General features: G+C 39.6%; 1 protein-coding gene and 1 pseudogene. Both read left to right on the top strand.

Annotated elements, in window-relative coordinates; translation table 11 throughout:
• Positions 1-190, top strand: a pseudogene (locus R7040_RS30435) (Ter macrodomain-binding protein MatP); the annotation flags it as partial.
• Positions 191-200: 10 nt separating this feature from the next.
• A partial coding sequence (locus R7040_RS30430; RefSeq protein ID WP_318098188.1) for a DUF3634 family protein occupies positions 201-502 on the top strand: 302 nt, incomplete at its 3' end.

Below are 502 nucleotides of genomic sequence, written 5' to 3'. Positions count from 1 at the left end.
TCACACCAAAAAGAAATCGATCGATCTTGATTACCGTGTTTGGGAAAAATTATCTAATCGAGCTAATGAACTGGGGTGTACGCTGTCTGATGCCATTGAATATCTACTTTCAGAAGCCTCAAGAAGTGAAAAAGCAAGCCAGAAAGTTACGTCCATCAAAGAAGACTTGAGTAAGCTACTATCCAGCTAAGGAGTGTTAGATGCTATATGTGATATTAATTGCTGCAATCGTCATATTCTGGTTGATCGCCGTGGATAGACCCGTGTTAAAAGTGAGTTTTGATGACGGCCACTTGAGCAAGGTAAAAGGGCATATACCTCCATCTTTTAAACATAACTTACAAGATATTGGCGAACATGACCCATTTACTGGTGAACTCAAAGTGTACAACCAACGCTCCGGAATGAGGCTGGTCTTTTCTAAAGACGTACCAAAGAAAGTTCAACAACGAATTCGAAATGTTTTTCCTCATCAAGGTTTCAAAGCTAATAAAGGCAAGAA

It is taken from the genome of Vibrio sp. 1069 (genome assembly GCF_033340555.1).
Note: the sequence above shows the minus strand (reverse complement) of the source record. Positions and strands in the feature narration are given on the sequence as shown.